Origin of the sequence: Burkholderia sp. (assembly GCF_018375725.1) — a bacterium.
Taxonomy (GTDB): Bacteria; Pseudomonadota; Gammaproteobacteria; order Burkholderiales; family Burkholderiaceae; genus Burkholderia.
Genome location: NZ_JAHACR010000393.1, coordinates 1 through 3225 on the forward strand (window position 1 = coordinate 1; position 3225 = coordinate 3225).

Annotated in this window: 3 protein-coding genes and 1 pseudogene; 3 read left to right on the forward strand and 1 reads right to left on the reverse strand. The window is 67.2% G+C overall.

Features of this window, described 5'->3' with window-relative positions:
* A pseudogene (locus tag KH616_RS23290) lies at nt 1-181 on the reverse strand (regulator); the annotation flags it as partial.
* A 152-nt stretch (nt 182-333) separates the two neighbouring features.
* Between KH616_RS23290 and KH616_RS23295 the strand changes: the two are divergent.
* The 3 genes from KH616_RS23295 to KH616_RS23305 all read left to right on the forward strand — a co-directional run bounded on the left by KH616_RS23295 (nt 334) and on the right by KH616_RS23305 (nt 3201).
* Nucleotides 334-1587, forward strand: a complete 1254-nt coding sequence (locus KH616_RS23295; protein ID WP_292252308.1) for a lipoprotein-releasing ABC transporter permease subunit — start codon at nt 334-336, stop codon at nt 1585-1587.
* A gap of 52 nt (nt 1588-1639) precedes the next feature.
* Nucleotides 1640-2335 (forward strand): lipoprotein-releasing ABC transporter ATP-binding protein LolD, encoded by a 696-nt coding sequence (lolD, locus tag KH616_RS23300; RefSeq protein WP_292252311.1) that lies wholly within the window; start codon nt 1640-1642, stop codon nt 2333-2335.
* Between the two features lie 77 nt (nt 2336-2412).
* On the forward strand, nt 2413-3201 hold the full coding sequence (locus KH616_RS23305) for a TatD family hydrolase (protein WP_292252310.1): 789 nt from the start codon (nt 2413-2415) through the stop codon (nt 3199-3201).
* Nucleotides 3202-3225 lie beyond the last annotated feature (24 nt).

Sequence of the window (3225 nt, forward strand, 5' to 3'; positions counted from 1 at the left end):
CGTGAGGCAGCGTGCGCTGGAAGTCTTCGCCGGCCACCCGCTCGACGAGGCTGGCGCGCGCCAGCAACTTTTCGAGCGCGGGGCTGTCCAGCGTGTGCAGGGACGAGGCCGCATCGGCTGCCGACGGCAGCGCGAACGGAACGAGAAAATGGAGGCGTCGGTCGTGCATGATGGTGCGCATTGTATGGCAAACTGCGCGCGTGATCGGGCAGGCCGGCAGGCTCGCCCGGATCCGGCGGCCGATCGGGCGCTCGCCCGGGCAGACGGCTCGCAGGCGGGCGGCGATCCGACGGCGAGCCGCGACTTGTGCCGCAACCAGCAGAAAGGATTCGCTTGAAACTTCCGTACGAATGGCAGATCGGCTGGCGCTACACGCGCGCCGGCAAACGCACGACCGGCAACGGCTTCATTTCCTTCATCGCATTGGTCTCGATGCTCGGGATCGCGCTCGGCGTTGCGGCGCTGATCGTCGTGCTGTCCGTGATGAACGGCTTCCAGAAGGAAGTGCGCGACCGCATGCTGTCGGTGCTCGCGCATGTCGAGGTGTTTTCGCCGACGGGCTCGATGCCCGACTGGCAGCTGACCGCGCAGGAGGCGCGCCGCAATCCGTCGGTGACCGGCGCGGCGCCGTATGTCGAGGCGCAGGCGCTGCTCACGCGCCAGGACGCGGTGAGCGGCGTGATGCTGCGCGGCATCGAGCCGACGCTCGAGCCGCAGGTGTCGGAGATCGGCAAGGACATGAAGGCGGGCGCGCTGACGGCGCTCGTGCCGGGGCAGTTCGGCATCGTGCTCGGCGATGCGCTCGCCGGCAATCTCGGCGTGACGGTCGGCGACAAGGTCACGCTCGTCGCGCCGGAGGGCACGATCACGCCGGCCGGGATGATGCCGCGCCTGAAGCAGTTCACGGTCGTCGGCATTTTCGAATCCGGCCATTACGAATACGACAGCACGCTCGCGATGATCGACATCCGCGACGCCGAGGCGCTGTTCCGCCTGCACGCGCCGACCGGGGTGCGGCTGCGCGTGAAGGACATGCAGAAGGCGCCCGAGGTCGCGGTCGAGCTGTCGCATTCGCTGTCCGGCAACCTGTACATCCGCGACTGGACGCAGCAGAACAAGACCTGGTTCTCGGCGGTGCAGATCGAGAAGCGGATGATGTTCATCATCCTGACGTTGATCATCGCGGTGGCGGCGTTCAATCTCGTGTCGTCGCTCGTGATGACGGTGACCAACAAGCAGGCCGACATCGCGATCCTGCGCACGCTCGGCGCGCAGCCCGGCTCGATCATGAAGATCTTCGTCGTGCAGGGCGTGACGATCGGCTTCGTCGGCACGGCGACGGGCGTCGCGCTCGGCTGCCTGATCGCCTGGAGCATTCCGTGGCTGATCCCGATGATCGAGCATCTGTTCGGTGTGCAGTTCCTGCCGCCGTCCGTGTACTTCATCAGCGAGCTGCCGTCCGATCTCGTCGCGAGCGACGTGATCAAGATCGGCCTGATCGCATTCGCGCTGTCGGCCGTCGCGACGCTGTATCCGAGCTGGCGCGGCGCAAAGGTGCGGCCGGCGGAGGCGCTGCGTTATGAATGATCGCGTACTCGATTGGGTGCATTCACAACCACACAACCAGGATTCGGGCGGTATGCAGGAATACGTGCTTCAGGCGCGCGGCATCACGAAGGCGTTCGTGCAGGGCGGCTTCAACGTGCCGGTGCTCAACAATACCGAGTTGTCGGTGCGGCGCGGCGAGAAGCTCGCGGTCGTCGGCGCGTCGGGTTCCGGCAAGAGCACGCTGCTGCATGTGCTGGGCGGCCTCGACGAGCCGAGCGCGGGCGAGGTTTCGCTGCTCGGCAAGCCGTTTACGCAGCTTGCGGAGCGCGAGCGCAACGACCTGCGCAACCGGGCGCTCGGCTTCGTCTACCAGTTCCACCATCTGCTGCCCGAATTCAGTGCGCTCGACAACGTCGCGATGCCGCTGCGGATCCGCCGGATGACGACCGAGGATGCGCGCCGCGAGGCGCAGGCGATGCTCGAACGCGTCGGGCTCGGCGGGCGCGCGAAACATCGTCCGGGCGAACTGTCGGGCGGCGAGCGGCAGCGCGTCGCGATCGCCCGCGCGCTCGTGACGAAGCCGGCGTGCGTGCTGGCCGACGAGCCGACCGGCAACCTCGACGGTGGAACCGCCGACACGGTGTTCAACCTGATGCTCGAATTGTCGGAGACGCTCGATACGAGCTTTGTGATCGTCACGCACGATCCGGATCTTGCCGCGCGCTGCGACCGCACGATGCGGCTGCGCGACGGCGTGCTGCACGAGGAGCCGGCCGTTCCGGTCTGACATGAAGCCACGACGCCCGCGCCCGCAGCTTCCCGACGGGGCGTCGGCCCGCTTCGCGCGGTCCGGCGGCGATTGATATGTGGATCGACACACACTGCCATCTCGATGCCGCGGAGTTCGATGGCGATCGCGACGCGGTGGTGCGGGCGGCGCGTGACGCGGGCGTGTCGCGCATCGTGATTCCGAGCGTCGGGCGCGACAATTTCTCGACGGTGCGCGAGCTCGCGCATCGCACGCCGGGCGCGGTCTATGCGCTCGGCATTCATCCGATGTGTACGCCAGCTGCGCGCGACGGCGATCTCGACCGGCTGCGCATGGAAATCGAGGCAAGCCTCGACGATCCGCGGTTCGTTGCGATCGGCGAGATCGGCCTCGACTATTTCGTGCCGGGGCTCGACGAGGACCGGCAGCAATTCTTCTACCAGGGCCAGCTGAAACTGGCGCGCGAGTTCGACTTGCCGGTGCTGTGCCATGTCCGCAAGTCGCAGGATCGCGTGCTCGCGGGGCTGCGCCGCTTCGGCGTGCGACGCGGTATCGCGCATGCGTTCAACGGCAGCTTCCAGCAGGCTGAGGCGTATCTCGCGCAAGGGCTGCATCTCGGCTTCGGCGGCAACGTGACGTTCACGCGCGCGTTGCAGATCCGCCGGCTGGCGGCGCAATTGCCGGTCGATGGGATCGTCGTCGAAACGGATGCGCCGGATATCGCGCCCGAATGGCGTTACAAGTCCCGCAACACCCCCGATCAGGTGCCGCGTATCGGCGCGGTGCTCGCCGAACTGCGGGGCATCGATGCGCAGACGCTTGCGCTATCCACTTCGGCTAACGCGTGCGCCGCGTTGCCGCGTCTCGCGCTTTCCTCCGCATAATCGTTCCCGAAGGGCGCTGTCTTC